Origin of the sequence: Streptomyces sp. NPDC005722 (genome assembly GCF_040630935.1) — a bacterium.
GTDB lineage: Bacteria > Actinomycetota > Actinomycetes > Streptomycetales > Streptomycetaceae > Actinacidiphila.
Genome location: NZ_JBEXYN010000002.1, coordinates 319385 through 337257 on the forward strand (window position 1 = coordinate 319385; position 17873 = coordinate 337257).

The 17873-nt window shown below is 70.7% G+C and carries 18 protein-coding genes and 2 pseudogenes; 13 read left to right on the forward strand and 7 right to left on the reverse strand.

Features of this window, described 5'->3' with window-relative positions; translation table 11 throughout:
* Nucleotides 1–38: 38 nt before the first annotated feature.
* From ABZ479_RS03565 to ABZ479_RS03580, 4 genes are all read left to right on the forward strand, one after another.
* Nucleotides 39–2306, forward strand: coding sequence for an N-acetylmuramoyl-L-alanine amidase (locus ABZ479_RS03565; RefSeq protein WP_500459636.1), 2268 nt, complete (start codon nucleotides 39–41; stop codon nucleotides 2304–2306).
* Nucleotides 2307–2498: 192 nt separating this feature from the next.
* Nucleotides 2499–3398, forward strand: coding sequence for an alkaline phosphatase family protein (locus ABZ479_RS03570; RefSeq protein WP_500459637.1), 900 nt, complete (start codon nucleotides 2499–2501; stop codon nucleotides 3396–3398).
* A gap of 5 nt (nucleotides 3399–3403) precedes the next feature.
* Entirely contained in the window at nucleotides 3404–4663 is a 1260-nt protein-coding gene (locus ABZ479_RS03575) for an MFS transporter (RefSeq protein WP_500459638.1), read from the forward strand.
* A gap of 22 nt (nucleotides 4664–4685) precedes the next feature.
* Nucleotides 4686–5705, forward strand: a complete 1020-nt coding sequence (locus ABZ479_RS03580) for a TolB family protein (RefSeq protein WP_500459639.1) — start codon at nucleotides 4686–4688, stop codon at nucleotides 5703–5705.
* Between the two features lie 38 nt (nucleotides 5706–5743).
* Here ABZ479_RS03580 and ABZ479_RS03585 read toward each other — a convergent pair whose 3' ends face one another.
* The gene (locus tag ABZ479_RS03585; RefSeq protein ID WP_500459640.1) at nucleotides 5744–6166 is read right to left on the reverse strand and encodes a TOBE domain-containing protein; all 423 of its coding nucleotides are present in this window, start codon (nucleotides 6164–6166) and stop codon (nucleotides 5744–5746) included.
* 94 nt (nucleotides 6167–6260) lie between these two features.
* The gene (locus ABZ479_RS03590) at nucleotides 6261–6686 is read right to left on the reverse strand and encodes an ATP-binding protein (RefSeq protein WP_500459641.1); all 426 of its coding nucleotides are present in this window, start codon (nucleotides 6684–6686) and stop codon (nucleotides 6261–6263) included.
* A 182-nt stretch (nucleotides 6687–6868) separates the two neighbouring features.
* Here ABZ479_RS03590 and ABZ479_RS03595 point away from each other — a divergent pair, with 182 nt between their 5' ends.
* Nucleotides 6869–7636, forward strand: a complete 768-nt coding sequence (locus ABZ479_RS03595; RefSeq protein ID WP_500459642.1) for an IclR family transcriptional regulator — start codon at nucleotides 6869–6871, stop codon at nucleotides 7634–7636.
* A 92-nt stretch (nucleotides 7637–7728) separates the two neighbouring features.
* Nucleotides 7729–9243, forward strand: coding sequence for a glycerol kinase GlpK (gene glpK / locus ABZ479_RS03600; RefSeq protein ID WP_500459643.1), 1515 nt, complete (start codon nucleotides 7729–7731; stop codon nucleotides 9241–9243).
* Here the strand turns inward: glpK and ABZ479_RS03605 are convergent.
* A pseudogene (locus ABZ479_RS03605) lies at nucleotides 9221–10131 on the reverse strand (PhzF family phenazine biosynthesis isomerase). The gene glpK and the pseudogene ABZ479_RS03605 sit on opposite strands and share 23 nt — an antisense overlap.
* Nucleotides 10132–10226: 95 nt before the next feature.
* On the opposite strand from ABZ479_RS03605, the gene ABZ479_RS03610 reads away from it, so the two are divergent.
* The 3 genes from ABZ479_RS03610 (at nucleotide 10227) to ABZ479_RS03620 (ending at nucleotide 12282) form a co-directional block, all read left to right on the forward strand.
* Nucleotides 10227–11126, forward strand: a complete 900-nt coding sequence (locus ABZ479_RS03610; protein WP_500459644.1) for a LysR family transcriptional regulator — start codon at nucleotides 10227–10229, stop codon at nucleotides 11124–11126.
* Between the two features lie 111 nt (nucleotides 11127–11237).
* Nucleotides 11238–12017, forward strand: a complete 780-nt coding sequence (locus tag ABZ479_RS03615; RefSeq protein ID WP_500459645.1) for a hypothetical protein — start codon at nucleotides 11238–11240, stop codon at nucleotides 12015–12017.
* Between the two features lie 16 nt (nucleotides 12018–12033).
* Nucleotides 12034–12282, forward strand: coding sequence for a hypothetical protein (locus ABZ479_RS03620; RefSeq protein ID WP_500459646.1), 249 nt, complete (start codon nucleotides 12034–12036; stop codon nucleotides 12280–12282).
* A gap of 115 nt (nucleotides 12283–12397) precedes the next feature.
* Here the strand turns inward: ABZ479_RS03620 and ABZ479_RS03625 are convergent, their stop codons facing one another.
* Nucleotides 12398–12547: a hypothetical protein gene (locus tag ABZ479_RS03625; protein ID WP_500459647.1), complete on the reverse strand. Its 150-nt coding sequence runs from the start codon at nucleotides 12545–12547 to the stop codon at nucleotides 12398–12400.
* 775 nt (nucleotides 12548–13322) lie between these two features.
* Here ABZ479_RS03625 and ABZ479_RS03630 point away from each other — a divergent pair.
* Nucleotides 13323–13913: a DUF4240 domain-containing protein gene (locus ABZ479_RS03630; RefSeq protein WP_500459648.1), complete on the forward strand. Its 591-nt coding sequence runs from the start codon at nucleotides 13323–13325 to the stop codon at nucleotides 13911–13913.
* 192 nt (nucleotides 13914–14105) lie between these two features.
* Here the strand turns inward: ABZ479_RS03630 and ABZ479_RS03635 are convergent, their stop codons facing one another.
* Nucleotides 14106–14318, reverse strand: coding sequence for a hypothetical protein (locus ABZ479_RS03635; protein WP_500459649.1), 213 nt, complete (start codon nucleotides 14316–14318; stop codon nucleotides 14106–14108).
* A gap of 295 nt (nucleotides 14319–14613) precedes the next feature.
* Nucleotides 14614–14700, reverse strand: a pseudogene (locus ABZ479_RS03640) (glutamine synthetase); the annotation flags it as partial.
* A gap of 305 nt (nucleotides 14701–15005) precedes the next feature.
* Between ABZ479_RS03640 and ABZ479_RS03645 the strand changes: the two are divergent.
* The 3 genes from ABZ479_RS03645 to ABZ479_RS03655 all read left to right on the forward strand — a co-directional run bounded on the left by ABZ479_RS03645 (nucleotide 15006) and on the right by ABZ479_RS03655 (nucleotide 17383).
* On the forward strand, nucleotides 15006–15305 hold the full coding sequence (locus tag ABZ479_RS03645) for a hypothetical protein (protein WP_500459650.1): 300 nt from the start codon (nucleotides 15006–15008) through the stop codon (nucleotides 15303–15305).
* A 767-nt stretch (nucleotides 15306–16072) separates the two neighbouring features.
* The gene (locus ABZ479_RS03650) at nucleotides 16073–16942 is read left to right on the forward strand and encodes a hypothetical protein (RefSeq protein WP_500459651.1); all 870 of its coding nucleotides are present in this window, start codon (nucleotides 16073–16075) and stop codon (nucleotides 16940–16942) included.
* 18 nt (nucleotides 16943–16960) lie between these two features.
* The gene (locus tag ABZ479_RS03655) at nucleotides 16961–17383 is read left to right on the forward strand and encodes a hypothetical protein (RefSeq protein WP_500459652.1); all 423 of its coding nucleotides are present in this window, start codon (nucleotides 16961–16963) and stop codon (nucleotides 17381–17383) included.
* Between the two features lie 106 nt (nucleotides 17384–17489).
* Here ABZ479_RS03655 and ABZ479_RS03660 read toward each other — a convergent pair whose 3' ends face one another.
* On the reverse strand, nucleotides 17490–17849 hold the full coding sequence (locus tag ABZ479_RS03660) for a MafI family immunity protein (RefSeq protein ID WP_500459653.1): 360 nt from the start codon (nucleotides 17847–17849) through the stop codon (nucleotides 17490–17492).
* Between the last annotated feature and the right edge of the window lie 24 nt (nucleotides 17850–17873).

Genomic DNA, 17873 nt, shown 5'->3' on the forward strand with positions numbered 1-17873 from the left:
CACGGGATCCAGGGGTGGGACGGGGCGGGGAAGAGAACATGCGGCGAATACGTCTGCGCGGGCGTGCCTGGCTCGCGGTGGGGGCGGTCGTACTCGGAGGCGCCGGTGTCATCACCGCCGCGTCCGTGGCGAGCGGCCCGGAAGGGACCGCCTCGTCGGCACCCTCCAAGGGGCCGGTGCACACCAAGGTGGACGCGCTGGCGCTCAAGGGCACCGGCGGCGAGCGGGAACTGCCGCAGCAGCGCACGGCCGCCTTCGGCACGGTCGGCGTGACGTGGGACGACCCCAAGGCGGAGCTGGACGGAACGGTTCAGCTGCGGGTCCGGACCCAGAAGACCGGCACCTGGTCGGACTGGTTCGGGATCGAGACGCACAACGACGACGCACCGGACGCCGGCGCCGAGTCCGCGGGGCGCGGCGGCACGCCCCCGCTGTGGGTGGGCTGGTCCGACGGTGTGCAGGTCCGCGTGCGGTCCGGCAAGGGCGCGGCCGGGATCCCCAAGGGCATGAAGCTCGCCCTGGTCGGCGAGAGCGACAAGAAGAGCAGCGTCGACGTGGCGATGGCACCTGCCGCCTTCGCCGCCGACGCCGAGGACACCGCGTCGCCGAGCGCGGACCCCACGGAGGAGACGTCGGCCCCGTCCGAGACGACCGCACCGGCCACGACGGAGCCGCCGGCCACCGAGCCGAGCACCCCGGTCAGCTCAGCCCCGGCCAGCAGCGCACCGGCGGGCAGCAGCCCGCCCGCGACGAGCTCCCCGACGGCGTCCACGCCTCCGACCTCGACCGTGCCCCAGCCGCCCATCGTCACGCGCGAGGGCTGGAAGGCCGACGAGAGCATCCGCGAGCAGACGGAGCCGGACTACGCGCCCAACGGGGTGCAGGTGGTCTTCGTGCACCACACCGCCACGTACAACGCCACGACGCACAGCGGTGACTACAGCTGCAGCGACTCGCCGAGCATCATCCGGCAGATCTACGCGTACCACGTCAGCAAGACCTGGCGGGACATCGGCTACAACTTCCTCGTCGACAAGTGCGGCACGATCTACGAGGGCCGCTACGGCGGAGTGGACCGTCCCGTCGTGGGCGCCCAGACCGAGGGCTACAACACCGGCACGGCGGGCATCGCGGTCATCGGCTACTTCCAGACCGACAAGACGGTCTCCAAGGCCACGCCGATGACCCCGCAGATGCTGGGTTCGGTCACCGCCCTCGCCACCTGGAAGCTGGGCCTCAAGAAGATCGACCCCAACCCCGGCAGCAAGACCCAGACCGTCAACGGCAAGGCGTTCTACCCGATCTCGGGTCACCGCGACGGGTTCGCCACCGAGTGCCCGGGCACCGACCTGTACGCCAAGGTGCCCACGATCCGCACGTACGCCTCCGCCGTGGCCGCGCCGACGCTGAACGGCTTCACCACCGGCGCCACGCTCTCCGGCTCCTCCTACTACACCAAGGGCATGGCGACGGTGGCCTGGAAGGAGACCACCCCGACCGCCGTCATCAAGCGGTTCGAGGTCCTGGTCGACGGCAAGGTCGCGGCCACCGCCAAGTCCACCGCGCTCTCGGCGCCGATCACGGTCGCCGCGGGCAAGCACACGGTGGCCGTGCGGGCGGTGCACAACAACAACAAGACCGCGACGTCGGCGAGTTCGTACAGCGTGGTCGGTGACACGACCAAGCCGACGTTCACCACCGCCCCCTCGGTGAAGATCCGCAACGCGACGGTGTCCAGCACCTCCGTGCCGGTCTCCGTGAGCTGGAAGGCCACCGACACCGGCGCGCTCAAGAGCGTCGCGGCGACCGCCCCCAGCACGGCGACCTTCGGCCCGACCACCACGTCGTGGAGCACCTCCGGCAAGGCGAACGCCGCGGTCACGTACGGTCTGAAGGCCACCGACGCGGCCGGCAACTACACGACCGCCTCGGTGAGCCGCACCGCGGCGATCGTGCAGGAGACCTCGGCGACGAAGACCGGCACGTGGTCGGCGAAGAGCAGCAGCAGCTACCTCGGCGGCAAGTCGCTCACCTCGTCCTCCAAGAACGCCAGCCTGACCTGGACGTTCACCGGCCGCTCGGTCGGCTGGGTGGTCTCCCGGGCCTCGACCTCGGGCCAGGCGTACGTCTACGTCGACGGGGTCAAGACGGCCACGGTGGACCTCAAGTCCTCCACCACCGCCTACCGTCAGACGATCTGGTCCAAGACGTGGACCACCAGTGCCAAGCACACGCTGAAGATCGTCGTCGTCGGCACCTCCGGCCGCCCGGCGATCACCACGGACGGCATCACGTACGTCAAGTGACGGCCTGACAGCAAGGGCCCGGGGAGCGCGAATCCGCGTTCCCCGGGCCCTTTTACCTGGGCTTGACCTCAAGATCCAAAACGTAGGGACCGTTCCCCGGACCTTCACTTCGACGGTACTTCGGGCGTCCACGGCCCCCTCCTAACCTGGCGCGGCGCCACTCCCCGTCCCCCCCCTTCACGGAGGTCCGCCGTGTCCGGCTGGTCCCTGCCCCGCCCCCGTCGCACCGTCACCGCCCTCACGTCCGTCCTCGGCGTCGCCGCCGCCTCCCTCGGCCTGTGGGCCGGGCTCGGCGGCTCCGAGACCGCCCACGCGGCCGGCAGCGTCCCGAACCCCGACCACGTGGTCGTGGTGATGTTCGAGAACCACGCCTACAACCAGGTCATCGGGAGCTCCAGCGCCCCCTACATCAACAACACCCTGAAGGCCGGCGGCGCCAACCTGACGCAGTCGTACGGCCTCACGCACCCGAGCCAGCCCAACTACCTGCAGATCTTCTCCGGTGGCAACCAGGGCGTCACCGACGACGGCTGCTACACCCCCGGCTTCAGCTCCAAGCCCAACCTGGCCTCCGAGCTGATCGCCGCCGGCAAGAGCTGGGCCAGCTACAACGAGACGCTGCCGAGCCAGGGTTCGACCACCTGCAGCAGCGGCACCTACGCCCGCAAGCACAACCCGTGGTTCGCGTTCAGCAACGTCCCGACCTCGACGGCGAAGACCTTCGCGCAGTTCCCGACCGACTTCACCACCCTGCCCAAGGTCTCCTTCGTCACGCCGAACCTGTGCAGCGACATGCACGACTGCTCGGTCTCCACCGGTGACACCTGGCTGAAGAACAAGCTGGGCGCCTACGCGACCTGGGCGAAGACCCACAACAGCCTGCTCGTCGTCACCTTCGACGAGGACAACCGGCTGAGCGGCAACAAGATCGCGACCGTGCTGTACGGCCAGCCGGTCAAGGCCGGTTCGTCGTCCGCGACGACCTACAACCACTACAACGTGCTCCGCACGCTGGAGGACCTGGCAGGTCTGAGCACGCACGCGGGCAACGCCGCCTCCGCCTCGGACATCACCGGAATCTGGGCGAGCTGAGGCCGGTGTACGTCGCGGACAGTCGCGGCGGATCCGGCACCGAGGTCCGGGACGCGTCGCGTCCCGGGCCCCGGGCCACCGCCGTCGCCCCCACCGTCCTCGTCCTGGGCACCGTCAGCCTGATCACCGACGTGTCGTCGGAGATGGTCACCGCGGTGCTCCCCCTCTACCTCGTCGCCGGACTCGGCCTCTCCCCGCTCGGCTTCGGTCTGCTCGACGGCGTATACAACGGCTTCAGCGCCCTGGTGCGACTGGCCGGCGGCCACCTCGCCGACCGGGGCGGCGGCCGGCACAAGGCGGTCGCGGCCGTCGGCTACGGCCTGTCGGCACTGTGCAAGCCCGCGCTGCTGCTGGTCCACAGCCTGCCCCTGATCGGTGCCGTCCTCGCCGTCGACCGCACCGGCAAGGGCCTGCGCACCGCGCCGCGGGACGCGCTGATCTCGCTGTCCTCCGCGCCGGAGACGCGCGGGCGGGCCTTCGGCGTGCACCGCGCCATGGACACCGCCGGGGCGCTGCTGGGGCCGCTGGTGGCCTTCCTGATCCTGCGGCAGGCCGCCGAGGGCTACGACGCCGTCTTCACGGTGAGTTCCTGCGTGGCCGCCGTGGGCGTGCTGGTGCTGCTGCTGTTCGTGCCGGGCGGCCGCGGCGGGGCCCCCACCGCCGAAGTGCCCGCGTCCGCGGACTCGCCCCGGCCCACGCTGCGTGCCTCCCTGGCACTGCTGCGCCGCCGGGACGTGCGGCGGCTGACGGTCTGCGCGACGCTGCTGGGCCTGTCGACGGTCAGCGACTCCTTCGTCTACCTGCTGCTCCAGCACCGGCTCGGCGTCCCCGACCGCTGGTTCGCGCTGCTCCCCCTGGGCACCGCGGCGGCCTTCCTGCTGCTCGCGATGCCGCTGGGGCGGCTGGCCGACCGGATGGGCCGCTGGCGGATGTTCCTGGCGGGGCACGTGGCCCTGCTCGCCGCGTACGGGCTGCTGCTCGCGCACGGCCCGGTGTACGTCGTCCTGCTGCTGCACGGCGCCTTCTACGCCGCCACGGACGGGGTGCTGATGGCCGCCGCGTCCACCGCTGTACCCGAGGAACTGCACGGCGCCGGGCTCGCCCTCGTCCAGACCGGGCAGGCCACGGCCCGCTTCGCCGCCTCCCTCGCCTTCGGCGCGGCCTGGACCGCCTGGGGCGACCGCACGGCCCTCACCGCCGCCGCGCTGGCACTGACGGTGTGCGCGGTCTGCGCCGTGTACCTGCGTCCGGCGCCCAGTTCGTAAGCCCCCCGAGGAAAGGCCCCCCATGAACACCCGCAGCCGTCTGTTCGTGCTGCTCGCCGTCGTGGCGGCGCTGGCCGCCGTCGCCGCCGTCTCCGTGCTGCGCGCCGCCGACCGCGCGGCGGAGAAGGACCGCCCGCAGGCCGGCGGCCCCGCGGTCACGTCCGGGACGGTGACGCTGGCGCCGGACGCGCCCCGCATGGTGTTCCGCAACATGGCCTGGGGCCCGCACCGGGACGAACTGGCCACCGTCCCGGCCGGCAGCCCGGGGGCCGCGCGCACCGCCTCGGACGTCAAGTGCCTGCGTTTCCACGCGGCCGCCGGCACCGGCATCTGCCTGCAGTCGGTCAAGGGCGCCGTCCAGGACAGCTACCGCGCCGTCGTCCTGGACGCCCGGCTGCACGAGCTGCGCAGCTTCCCCCTCGCGGGCATCCCGACCCGGGCCCGCGTCTCGCCCAGCGGGCGCATGGTCGCCTGGACGGTGTTCGTCGGCGGCGACTCCTACGCGGGCACGAACTTCTCCACCCGCACGTCCGTCCTGGACACCCGAACCTGGGCCCTGGTGACGAACCTCGAGGACTTCCGGATCACCAAGGACGGCCGGCCCTACCACGCCGCCGACGTCAACTTCTGGGGCGTGACCTACTCCGACGACACCCACTTCTACGCCACCCTCGGCACCGCCGGCCGCACCTACCTCGTCCGCGGCGACGTCGCGGACCGCTCGGTGCGGACGCTGCGCGAGAACGTCGAGTGCCCCTCGCTGTCGCCCGACGGCACCCGGCTGGTCTTCAAGAAGCGCGTCGCGGGCCTCTCCCCCGACGCTCCGTGGCGGCTGTACGTCCTGGACCTGGCCACCATGCGCGAGACCCCGCTCGCCGAACGGCGCAGCGTCGACGACCAGGTCGTCTGGCGCGACGACCACACGCTCGTCTACGCCCTCTCCGGGGACTTCGGCGCGGACCTGTGGACGGTGCCCGCCGACGGCACCGGCACGGCCCGCCGCATGATGACGGCGGCACTGGCGCCCGCGTACCTCGGCTAGGCAGGCCACGGGCCCGGGCGGGGGCGGGCGCCGCCCGCTCAGGTCGCCAGGGACACGTCGGTCGCCTTGACCAGCGCCACGACGTCGGCGCCCTCGGCGACCCCCAGCTCGTCCAGCGCCTCCCGGGTGATCACGGACGTCAGCTCCCGGCCGCCCCCGAACGCGACCCGCACCGTCGCCACCGCCCCGCCCGCCGTCACGGCCGTCACCGTCCCCGGGATCCGGTTGCGGATGCTGATCCCGCGCACCGGAGCCGTCGCCAAGGCCACCTCCGTCGCCTTGATCAGTACCGTCACCCCGCCCCCGGGGATGATGCCGAGCTCCCGCACGGCCTCGGCCGTCACGGCCGCCGTGAAGTCCGGTCCCCCGCCGTCGAGGCGGACGGTGACCACGGTCATCACCTCGCCCGGGACCACCGAGGCGACCTTGCCGTCGATCTGGTTGCGAATGCTCAGTGCCATGAGCGGCACCGTAAGCCCGCCCCCGGCGCGGCGCGCGGAACGACCCGCCGCCCGCCCCGGGCCCGGGCGGCGGTACTGCCCCGCCGGCGGCGGCTCAGGCGGTGACCAGGTCCGCCCAGCGGGTGACCCCCGCGCAGTCGGCACGGATGCCGTGCCGTGTCGAGAGGGCTTTGACGATGCCGAGGCCCCGGCCGTGCTCGTCGGGGTCGGTGGAGCCCCCCGGCAGGCACGGACGGGCCGACGGGCCCGCGTCGGTCACCTCGATGTGCAGGGCGCTGTGCCCGTCGACCTCGGTCCAGCAGATGCGCAGGGAGGCGGGGCCGTCGGCGTGGACGATCGCGTTCGTGGTGAGCTCCGAGATCACCAGCAGCGCGTCCTCGGCGACCTCCGGGCACAGCTCCCAGTCCGCCAGCACGCCCCGTACCCGTCGGCGCACGACGGACAGGGCACCCGGGATGTGCGACAGCGCGCAGACGTGCACGTCCTCGCGCTGCGACATCGTCTCGGGCTCTGCCGCCATGGTGTCCTCCTCCCGGGGGAGTCCTGCCGGGTGGACTCCCGGACCTGGACGAAAGCTTCCGAGACGGGGCATCGCGGGTCAATGAATCGGGGTCGCCATTGTCGAACGCCGCCTTCGCAGGCCGAACGACCTGCGGAAACGCGCCTGATGCCCATCGCCGTTGCCGGGGATAGCATCGACGTATGGCCGGCCCGCTCCAGTCCATCGAACGGGCGGCGGCGATCCTCAGGCTCCTGGCCGGCGGTCCCCGCCGGCTCGGGCTGGGCGAGGTGGCCGCCTCCCTCGGGCTGGCGAAGGGCACGGCCCACGGCATCCTGCGCACCCTGCAGCACGTGGACTTCGTCGAGCAGGACCCGGCGACCGGGAAGTACCAGCTCGGGGCGGCCCTGCTGCACCTGGGCACCAGCTACCTGGACGTCAACGAACTGCGGTCGCGGTCGATCAACTGGGCCGACGCCCTGGCCGCCCGCAGCGGCGAGGCGGTGCGCCTGGGCACCCCGCTGGAGGGCCAGGTCCTCGTCGTCCACCACGTCTTCCGGCCCGACGACAGCCTGCAGACCCTCGACGTCGGAGCGCTGCTGCCGCTGCACGCCTCCTCGCTCGGCAAGATCCTGCTGGCCTACGGGGCGGCGCCGATGGAGCCGCTGCTGAAGGAGGAGCTGGAGGCGTACACGCGGCACACCCTGGTGGTCCCGGAGGACCTGTCGCGGGCCCTGGCCGAGGTCCGCGAGCAGGGCTGGGCGGCGGAGGTGCAGGAGATGTCGATGGGCGAGGCCGGGGTCTCGGCGCCGATCCGCGGCTCGGGCGGCCTCGTCGTGGGCGCGATCGGCCTGTCCGGCCCGGTCGAGCGGATCTGCGACACCAAGGGCCGCCCCCTGGCGTCCCTGGTCACGCTGCTCCGCGAGGCCGCGCGGGCGATCTCCAGAGACCTGGGCGCCGCCCGCTGGTGAGGCCCGCCCGCGCCCCGGACACCGCCCCGGACACCAAGGACACGGCGAACACGACGAAAGACACGGAAAGCATCGGAAAGCAGGCCCCGAACATGGTTGAACGGTATGTGTTGTCCATCGACCAGGGCACCACCTCCACCCGATGCATCCTCTTCGACCACCGGGGCCGCCTGGTGTCGGTCGCCCAGCGCGAGCACCAGCAGCACTTCCCGCGGCCCGGCTGGGTCGAGCACGACGCCCTGGAGATCTGGCGCAACCTCGAGCGCATCGTCCCGCAGGCGCTGTCCTCGGCCGAGATCGCGGCGGACGAGGTCGCCGCGATCGGCATCGCCAACCAGCGGGAGACGACGGTGCTGTGGGACCCGAGGACGGGCGTGCCGCTGGGCCGGGCCATCGTCTGGCAGGACACCCGTACCGCGCCGCTCGTCGAGCGGCTGCGCAAGGACCCCGGCGACGGCTTCTTCCTGGACCGCTGCTGCCTGCCGCCCTCCACCTACTTCTCCGCGCCGCGGATCCGCTGGCTCTTCGACGAGGTGCCGGGGCTGGAGCAGCGGGCCCGCGACGGCGAGCTGCTCTTCGGGACCATGGAGACCTGGCTGATCTGGAACCTGACCGGCGGCGTCGACGGCGGCCTGCACATCACCGACGCCACCAACGCCAGCCGCACCATGCTGATGAACATCCGCTCACTGACCTGGGACCAGGACCTGCTGGACTTCTTCGGCGTCCCCCGCGCGATGCTCCCGGAGATCCACGCCTCGGCCGAGAACTACGGCGCGGCCCGCACCGTCCTGCCCGGGGTCCGCATCACCGCCGCCCTGGGCGACCAGCAGGCGGCGCTCTTCGGCCAGACCTGCTTCTCGCCCGGCGAGGCGAAGTGCACCTACGGGACCGGCAGCTTCCTGCTGCTCAACACCGGTTCCAAGATGATCAGGTCGCGGCACGGACTGCTCTCCACCGTCGCGTACAAGATCGACGACCAGCCGGCGGTCTACGCCCTGGAGGGCTCGATCGCCGTCACCGGCTCACTGGTGCAGTGGTTCCGCGACCGCCTCGGGCTGATCAGCAGCGCCCCGGAGATCGAGACCCTCGCCCGCACCGTCGAGGACAACGGCGGCTGCTACATCGTGCCCGCCTTCTCCGGTCTGTTCGCCCCGCACTGGCGCAGCGACGCCCGCGGGGTCATCGTCGGCCTCACCTCGTACATCACCAAGGGGCACCTCGCCCGGGCTGTCCTGGAGGCCACGGGCTGGCAGACCCGCGAGGTCGTGGACGCCATGAACGCCGACTCCGCGATCGGGCTGAAGGAGCTCAAGGTCGACGGCGGCATGACCGCGGACAACCTGCTCATGCAGTTCATCGCCGACGTCCTCGACGTCCCCGTGGTCCGGCCCATGGTCGCCGAGACCGTGTCCCTGGGCGCCGCCTACGCCGCCGGCCTGGCCTCCGGCTACTGGCCGGACCTGAAGGTGCTACGGAACAACTGGCACCGCGCCGGGCAGTGGCTGCCCGACATGGACCCCGGGCGCCGCGAGGCCGAGTACGAGAACTGGCAGCGTGCCGTCGAGCGTTCCATCGGCTGGATCAGACAGCCCGGGGCACCGTGACCGGGAGCGCGGCCTCCGCCGCCCCGGGCGCGGCCAGGGGCACCGCCCGGCCGGTGACCCGTACCCGCGGGTCCCGGGGGTCGACGTCCACGACCAGTTCGCTCGGGCGGCCCATGTCCTCGCCCTGCCGCACCACCACCCGGGCCGCCTCCGGAACCAGCCCGAGCTCCCGCAGGTAACCGCCGAACGCCGCGGCGGCCGCGCCGGTCGCCGGGTCCTCGACGACCCCGCCCACCGGGAAGGGGTCGCGGGCGTGGAAACGGTCCTCGGCCTCCCGCCAGCCAGGTGGACCGTGGTCCACCCGTGGCGGCGCATCACCGCGGCGAGGCCGTCGAAGTCGTACGCGAGGTCGGCCAGCCGGGCCCGTCGGGCGGCGGCCAGCACCAGGTGGTGGACCCCGCCGAACGCCACGTGCGGCGGCAGCGCCGGGTCCAGCTCGTCCCGCGCCCAGCCCAGCGCGGCGAGCGCCGCGTCCACCTCGGCGTCCGTGGCCGGGCGGGACCAGGTGGGCACGCTGGTCAGCGTGGCGCGCGTCCGGCCGTCCCTGTCGACGGCCGTGAGCACCGGGATCTCGCCCGCCCGGGTGTCGAGGATCAGCTCGCCGGGACCGACGCGCTCCGCGAGCGCGACGGCGGTCGCGACCGTCGCGTGGCCGCAGAAGTCGACCTCGGCGAGGGGGCTGAAGTAGCGCACGGCGAACCGGCGGCGGGCGGGGTCCGCGGCCGTGACGAAGGCCGTCTCGGAGTAGCCGACCTCGGCGGCGAGCGCGAGCATGCGCCGCTCGTCGAGGCCCGAGGCGTCGAGGACGACGCCGGCCGGGTTGCCGCCCGCGGGGTCGGAGCTGAAGGCGGTGTAGCGCAGCACGTCGGTACGGGTTCCGGTGGTCATGCCGTCCACGCTGCCACACCGGATGCCATCGAAGGAAACGATGGTTCTCCATCGCTTCGATTGATGGCACCGATCGCAGCCGTTACGGTCGGGTCGTGGACACCCGACTGCTCACCACCTTCCTCACCCTGGCCAGGACGGGGAACTTCACCGGCGCGGCGGCCGAGCTGCACCTGTCGCAGTCCACCGTCACGGCGCAGATCAAGTCCCTGGAGAAGGAGCTGGGCGTACGGCTCTTCGACCGCATGCCGCGCGGCGCCCGGCTCACCGGCGCCGGACGGCGCCTGGTGGCGGAGGCCGAGGACGTCCTCGAGGCGGAGACGCGTCTGCGCGGCACGGCGGCCGGGGACGCCCGCTCCGGAGGGACCGTCGTCCTCGGCGCCGGGGACACGCTCTGCTCGACGCACGTGCCCCGGGTCGTCGCCGACCTGCGCCGCACCCACCCCGGCATCGACGTCCACCTCCACCCGGCGGGCACCGAGGCGGCCGTGGAGGGGCTGCGGGCCGGACGGCTCGACGCCGCCCTGCTCCTGGAGGACCAGGTCGTCCTGCCCGACATGACCGCCCGGCCGCTCGCCGCCGAACCGCTGGTCCTCATCGCCGCCCCGGACCACCCGCTCGCGTCGTCCGGCCGGCCGCTCACCTGGCAGGACCTCGCCGCGGAGACCTTCTTCCTCCACGAGGAGGGCTGCTCCTACAGCGACCGCGTCGCCCGCGAGCTCCTCGCCGTCCACGACGCCGTCCACGACGCCCGGCCGCGGCTGACCCGGTTCGGCAGCAGCGAGGCCGCCCGCAACTGCGTCGCCGCGGGCCTCGGCCTCGGCGTCCTCCCCCGCGCCACCGTGCGCACCGCCCTGCGCGAGGGCACCCTCACCGCCGTCACGGGCCCCCACCTCCCCGACGTGCCCGTCCAACTCGTCCGCCGGCGCGGCCGCTGGACCTCCCCCGCGATCCGGGCCGTCCTCGACGCGCTGACCGCGCACTTTGCCCAGTAGCGCGGCGGCCCGCCGGCGCGCGGGAGCCGCTGCGGGTCGTCCGTGCGTCAGGCGCACAGGCTGTGGAAACCCGGAACGTACGAACTCCCGCAAGCCCGGTTGAACGTGCGGGTGACGAAGTGGGAGCACCAGTACGCCGCCCATCCCCCCGAGCGCGTCCCGGCGCTCCTGGACCGGGTCGAGGCCGGGACGGGGACCGCGGAAACCTGGCGCGAGCTGTGGAACCTGCTGTGCATCGACGGGGAGACCTTCGTACCCGGGAGCCCCGCCGCGCTGCCGCGGCTGGTCGTCCTGGCCCGGAGCGAACCGGCGGCGCCGGCCATCGCCGAGGCGATCGTGTGCAACGCGATGACGGACGACGAGGGCGAGCGCATGTTCGTCGAGAGCGCCGACGCCATCGAGGAACTCCGCGAACTGGTCGACCGGCGTCTGCGGAAGCGCCCGGCCGGCTTCGTCCAGGGCTTCCGCACCCTCCTGGCGATCGCGGGGCAGTTCCACTGGAGCGCCGCCCTGGGCGACTTCAGCGACGACTTCTACGAAATGGCCTGCCCGCACTGCTCCCTGACCGTGACCGTCGCCATCGGCGGTCACGGTCGCTACTCCGCCTACCGGGACTGGGACGCCGGCGACATCGACCGGCGCGACCTGCGGCCGGCGACCGTCGCGGAACTCGACGGCACGGGCCGGTGGATGCACGACCTCGCGGTCCGTCACGGCCAGGACCAGGTGGCCGAAGGCATCACGTACCTCATGGGCCGCGCGGAATGCCCCCGTTGCGCCGGCGTCTTCCGCATCGCGGACGAGTACGCAGCCGCCAACCTCCCCCCGATGCCCTCGCTACGGTGCCTCGGGGACGACGACCCGGTCCGGACCCGGGCCGGCGAGAGCTGATCAGGGGGAAACCACGGTGCCAGGAGACGAAGTGGTCAGGGCCCTGCTGACCGCGGTGGCGACCTTGGAGGACCTCGTCCAGGTGGGGCACGACGCGCACACGGCGTTGAGCACCCTGGAAGGCATCGCCTCCGAGCTCGGCCGGATGGGCCCGGACGAACGCCGCCGGTTCCTCAACGCACTGGAGCGCGTCGCCGCGGACGAGCCGGACCAGGCCACGTGGATCCTGGGGCTCCCGGACGCACTGGGCCTTGACCGTCCCTGACCAACGCGGCGCGGCGTCCCACTTGACCGCAATGCTTGCCCACAATTCCGCCGCCCCCGGCACCGGGCATGCCCGGGCCCCCAGTGGTCAACGAGCACGGGCCTCGCGGGGCCGCTCAGCCCGACCGCTTGGCTCTGCGGGCCTGCCGGCGCTTCCGGGATTTCTCCCCGAGGCTGCCGCTGGCCATCGCCACCAGCGTGAAGCAGACGGAGCCCGTCCACCCCATGGGGTCGTCGTCGATGGCCCTGCTCAGGAGCCAGAACAAGACGGTGGATACGAACCACCCCACTGCGAACGACCCGATCACAGGCCAGGTGGGCCACCACTTACGCACTTTCGGAGCCTATCCGCCCCGCATTCACGCCAGCCGGCCGGTCCCTGCCCAGGCGTGGGAAGATGCCGTCCATGACGTACATCCGAAGGGGCCGTGCCGCGTAGAAGACCGGATTCGCTTCGACCTCGGGATCGCGGGCGGGAAAGCCCCTGGATTCGCTATCGCGATGTCCCCGGTCTGTCCGGAGCGGCGAACGCTGCCATCCGCGTGCTCGAACGGGAGCGTTCGCGTCCGGGCATCGTGTCGGTGGCGCTGAGTGTGTGGTCGGTGCGCGTCCACGGCACCAGACGCCGGTGGAGGCCCTGGGAGGCCGAGTTCACGTGCCCGTGCTGTGGCGAGGGCTGGGCTCGGGACGAGCTGCAACAGGCTCTGCTTCTCCTTCCGCCGCCCGCCGCCGCCGAACTCCGGTTGCGGGTCGAACGCCTGGACGTGGTCCTGCTCCGACGAACGCACCACGAGCCCCTGTCGGACCCGGATCTGGCCTGGTGGCATCGCAGGTGCTGACCACGTAGGCCGGCGAAGGCGCTGGACAGAAGGGGGTGCTCCAAGACACGGGGGCGCCCCTTCTTCGTGCCAGATGACACCGTGCTTCCTTGCGGTTTCCCGTGCCATCGGGCACGCCAGGGGCACGATGCCTGGGAAGGACTGCACGATTCAGGGGCAGGCTGCGACACGTCTTGTCAGAGACGCCTGGCAGAGTGCCCACGTGGACATTGACTCCTTCTGGTCCCTCATCGAGGCGTGCCGACAGCAAGCCCTGAGTCGGGATGATCGGCTTGCGTGGCTGCGCGGTGAGTTGTCGCAGAAGTCACCGGCGGAGATCGTGGAGTTTCAGGTATGCCTGGATCAGGTGACTGCGGATGCGTTCACTTGGGATCTGGTGGCAGCCGCAGAGCGGATCTTCGGTGGTTGGTGTTCGGACGACGGCTTCTGCTCTTTCGGTCTCTGGATGGTGGGGCTGGGGCGCGAGGCTTTCGAGCACGCGGTGGCCGACCCTGACGCCCTGGCCCACACGCCTGAGGTCCGGCGTCTGATGGGGCGTCCTCGGAGTGAGTGGGGCGATGCCTGGCCGGAATGGGAGTCGCTCGATTGCGTTGCGTTGGAAGCCCATGAGCTGGTGGCAGGAGAATCCGACGATTGCGGCGATGCGTTCTACGACGCCGTGAATGCCCGGGCGAGCAGTGGTGCGGGGTCCCGAGGCCCCGCCGGCGAGCGTTGGGACGTCCGCGATGAAGAGGAGGCAAGCCGCAAACTGCCGAGGCTGAGCAGCGTCTTCCCGCTCACCGTCGGGACATGAGGCCCCGGCGCATTGGGGGTGCAGCTTCCCGCCTGTGCCCGGGCCTGGGCAGACGCCGACCCGCAGCAACGTGGTCTTGTCACCGCTGTGCCCCGTGGCTCCCCGTTCGGCACCGCCTCACCTGACACGGCTGTGGCACGCCCGATCTCCTCGATGCGAACCTTGGGCGCGTGGCGCCGTGCACTGCGAGGATCACCGGTCGATCAGGGTGATGACGGTACCCAGCACGAAGAGGCTCCCCCAGGAGATCAAAAAATAGGGGGCAACTTTAGCGATGATCTTGTCAGTCTTCCGGCGGCCATGTCTGTCTGGCCCTCGTACGACGGGAGCCGTTGGAGCCTGCTCGACTTGTCGTCGAAGGTAGATTCCTGCGGCGATCGCGCCCAGCCCAAGCAACAGCATCACGACGTATGAGTAGACCGCTGTTGCTCCTGTCAGTTCACACTGCCCGTTTCGCCAGATCCCGCCGCTTCCGCACTTGGCCATGGGTTCCCTCCCCGAGCGGCCGCCCGTGCGCGCGGTCGGCCAACGAGGGCTGAGGGTACCTGCGAGCGCGGGCATGCAAGCCAATACGGCTGGTGCGCAGAGGCGCGGAGCGTGAGCGACGCTGGGTGCCTTGATGCCGAATGCCGAGCAGCGAGGGACGGACACGCCGGGCCGGCAGCGTCGCGCTACCGGCCCGGATCGCGTCGTACGGGGGCTACAGGTTCGGGAGGTTCTTGCGGAGCTCGAAGGCCGTGACCTCGGAGCGGTACTCCTCCCACTCCTGCTTCTTGTTGCGCAGGAAGTGAATCGGGCTTCCGCCGACCTGCGCTTACCGGGGCGGCCGGGGCTGTCACCTGCGGTCAACCCGTCAATGCTTGTCAGCGTTGGCCGCCCCCGAGCACTCTCGGACGGCCCACAGACGGCCCAGAGACGGCCCCGCGATGCTGCTGGTCTTGCTGGGCGACACGCTTTAGGAGTTCGATCCGCGCCCGCTTCGGCTGGCGCCGCCCACTGGTGCCACGACCGGACAGAAGCGATGGTGTTCGCCCCCGTCCGGCGTCGTTGATATCAGCCGTGGATGTCAGGGCGGACGGGTTCAGTGTGCTCGTGCCACAGCTGGACGAGGCGATCGGCCTGGTGATCGGTGATGACGCCAGCCTGAGCGGCAAGCTTGGCGGCTTCACTCACGTTCGCGCGCTTCAAGCCCAGCACAGCCTCTGCCATTTGGTCCTCGTTCCGCGGGGACCCATGGTGGCCATACTCAAGATCCTCAGGCAAGATCCGCACTTGCCTGCCGTCGTAGTGCTCAAAACTCCCGCGGGTGATCCGTATGAGGACACGCTTCGTCCCGAAGCTCACTACTACGCCGTGGGCCCTGGTGAAGCGGCCCGCTTCGGCATCAAATGAGGCACTAATGGTCACAGGGTCTTCCGGGCCAAGGATCCTGCCGTGTCGATCGCGCATGCTGCTGTTCCTTCCTGGCTGGCCTGAGGTCACGCCATCCGCTAGGTATACGACGTGAGGTCGGTGGAGTGGGCGAGTCAAGACCGTCTTCTTACCCTGGGTCTTGCCCGAGATCTCAATGACCTGCGTTTTCGCTGGTCCGAGCGGTGCCTCGGTGTGCCTGAGTGGGTGTCATTGGTCGTCGTGGCCGCTGTTGAGCAATCTCGTACGACCCCGAGACTGGCCCCACAGATCCGGGCCATCCGACGCGCCGCACTTCTGATCCGTAGCTCTACAGAGATCGGTCAACGACGGTCATAGAGGTCATCCCGCGGCGCCTGAGGGTGTTGCCGGTCATGGTCGGCTGCCATGGTTGCTGTGCTCCGCTGCTGTACGGCTTGCTGTCGGGAAGGCACGATCAGTCGCCGCGGATCATGCCCGAGCAGTAGGGGGTGGTGGCCTCGGGCCAGCGCGGCACGTGCAAGGTCGGACACTTGCAGCAAGTTCTCACGAGCCACTTCGGCATCAAAGCTCTCGCCGTTCTCACGCCGCACCCCTGCCCAGCCCTCGGCGAGGAGTGCCTGGCGGACCTTCCCCAATGTCATCAGGGACCCGATCACCTGCCCCGGACGTAAGGCCGCTCCGCAGCGCAACCCCGGGTAGGCCGTAGCTGTCACACAGGTGCCAGATGTCACACGCGCCTGATGACTTCCTCGCTGTAAGGACCACGCATGAGATTCCGAACGACATCCCGTGGCGCCGTGGCGACTGCCGTCCTGATCCCGGCGGCGCTGCTGTCCGGCGCGACGGCGTCTGCCACCGAGTCCCCGACAGCGACGGCCACGGCGACAGTCACCACCGAGTCCACCCCGGCGGGCACCGCTGAGCCCACGCCGGGCGCCACTGTCACACCGACCACGTTTCGGGACCCCTGCCCCAACGGAGTCCATTCCGAGCGGGTCCCGTACTCCGTCGTGCAGGAGCAGCCAAAGGGGATCAAAGCGGGCGACGGCTGGCACGATTACGTGGTCACTGTTCCCAATAGGGGGTCGACCACCATGAAGGATGTCTCGGTCACCCTCACGAAGGAGGCACGGGACCTCGCGCCCGACATGCCCAACGACTACTCGTCCTACGTCGATTTGCAGATGAGGGCGCCGGAGTGGGGCTCGGCGTGGCCTCAGAGGAGCGGCCGTAAGTCCGGGGAGTGGCGGGACGTACCTTTCATGCCCGACCAACGCACCTCCCGCGTCGTCGTCATGACCGACCTGGCGCCCCTCGTGTCCGTACAGATCCAGGTCCGCTTCCGCGTCGCCGAAAACTTCCCGGTCCATCACCTTTTGGACCCGTCGGACCATCCTTACAAGGCAATCGGAGAGGTGTTGCTCGGCGTTCAGACGATGCGCCCCGACCCTGCCGAGGAGGGAGAGTGCGGGACGTTCAGGGCCAGCAGTGGGCTCTCCGTATACGAACCCGGCTCGAGCATCCGTCGGCAGCGCGAGACCGGCGCTTCCCTGGACCTGGTGCTGCTTGCAGGTGCCGGCGGCGCGGCTCTCGCGGTCGTCGTCGGCGCGGTATACGTCCTACGGCGTCGGCGCTGAGCAGCTACCCTGGCGCCGGTGAGCAGCGAGCACATATACGCAGATCGCTTCCTGGGCGAGTTCAGGGAGTTGAAGCATGGCCGCCCGGACGGGCCTTCCTTGAACGCCTTGCTGCGTAGTAAAGGTGATCCGCACGAAAAGGACCTCGTGCGGTACCTACGTGCCGGCTCGGTGCTCGCCGCGAGCGGATCGGCCGTCTATGACGTGCTCAGTCCGACGAACGAGCTGATAGATAGCTTTTACCTGCTCACGGATGGTGAGTGGTTCTGGCACACGGACCTCGCCCATTACGTCGAGCGATACCACGTGCCGGTGGATGACCGTTTTGTCGAGCACGCACGCCTCCGTGGATGGTCCCCGCCGCAACTGAGTGAGGCCGACCTGATCCAGCTGGCAGACGCCTTCTTGGCCGACATCGAGGAGCCCGGCGTCGAGGAGTGAGAGCAAGGCGATGCGGCTTCTATCTGCCGTTGGCGTCACCACTGTCGGGAACCAGATCCTGGCGGCACGCTGCCCATGAGGTCGGCGTTGTAGCGCAGTTAGACACTCAGCCGGGATCGGCGCTGGGTTTGACCGTGGCGTTTGGCTGCTCGCTTTCGGAGGCTGCGGCAAGATGACGGCGGCAGAGGTCGGCGCCCGTGAGGCGGGGCTCGTGCAGAGCCTGGCTGTACAGCCGCATCTCGTGGGCTGCGCGGTCCATGTGCTGCCAGAAGATGAGCGGGAGGTTCAGGTCGTAGCCGAGATCGACCAGACAGTCGAAAGCGAGTCCGAATTCGTTGTGATCCAGGAACTCGACCGTGGTTGATAGGTCGAGGTTCGGGAGACCCGCCAGTTGGTCCTGGGCCGCAGCGAGGTGGGCGCGTGTCCGGTTCCAGCTGACCTGCAGGCTCTCGCGATCGTCGTTCATTGCGCCAGTGTCGCCGGTACTCGT

Coding starts and splice junctions, on each gene's coding strand:
- ABZ479_RS03565 (WP_500459636.1), top strand. CDS start 39: ATGCGGCGAATACGTCTGCGCGGGCGTGCCTGGCTCGCGGTGGGGGCG.
- ABZ479_RS03580 (WP_500459639.1), top strand. CDS start 4,686: ATGAACACCCGCAGCCGTCTGTTCGTGCTGCTCGCCGTCGTGGCGGCG.
- ABZ479_RS03585 (WP_500459640.1), bottom strand. CDS start 6,166: ATGGCACTGAGCATTCGCAACCAGATCGACGGCAAGGTCGCCTCGGTG.
- ABZ479_RS03590 (WP_500459641.1), bottom strand. CDS start 6,686: ATGGCGGCAGAGCCCGAGACGATGTCGCAGCGCGAGGACGTGCACGTC.
- ABZ479_RS03595 (WP_500459642.1), top strand. CDS start 6,869: ATGGCCGGCCCGCTCCAGTCCATCGAACGGGCGGCGGCGATCCTCAGG.
- glpK (WP_500459643.1), top strand. CDS start 7,729: ATGGTTGAACGGTATGTGTTGTCCATCGACCAGGGCACCACCTCCACC.
- ABZ479_RS03650 (WP_500459651.1), top strand. CDS start 16,073: ATGAGATTCCGAACGACATCCCGTGGCGCCGTGGCGACTGCCGTCCTG.
- ABZ479_RS03660 (WP_500459653.1), bottom strand. CDS start 17,849: ATGAACGACGATCGCGAGAGCCTGCAGGTCAGCTGGAACCGGACACGC.